This is a genomic window from Cellulophaga sp. F20128, from assembly GCF_023015805.1.
In the GTDB taxonomy this organism is placed as follows: Bacteria; Bacteroidota; Bacteroidia; order Flavobacteriales; family Flavobacteriaceae; genus Cellulophaga.
On record NZ_JALKBA010000091.1, the window covers coordinates 1 to 401 of the forward strand.

Genomic DNA, 401 nt, shown 5'->3' on the forward strand with positions numbered 1-401 from the left:
ACTGGGACCACCCTTGGTGATGCCAGTTATGTGATTACTTCACAGGCAACGGATACCGCTGGTAATATCAGTCCACTCTCAGCCGATTTCCCAATTACCGTAGATACTACCGATCCGGCAGCAACTGTAGTGACTAGCATTAGTGACGATTCAGGAGCTATTACAAATGATGGTATTACCAATGATAATACATTGATATTTACTGGAACAGCAGAACCAAATACTTCCGTAGAAGTATTTATTGATGGTATTAGTATTGGATTTGTAACTGCTGATGGATCTGGAAACTGGTCCTTTGATCATACAGGAACCACCCTTGGTGATGCCAGTTATGTAATTACTTCACAGGCAACAGATACCGCTGGTAATATCAGTCCACTCTCAGCCGATTTCCCAATTAC

The 401-nt window shown here is 42.4% G+C and carries 1 protein-coding gene; it reads left to right on the plus strand.

Annotated elements, in window-relative coordinates; all coding sequences use genetic code 11:
• On the plus strand, positions 1-401 hold a 401-nt coding region (locus MWU65_RS17600; RefSeq protein WP_247079976.1), incomplete at both ends, for an Ig-like domain-containing protein.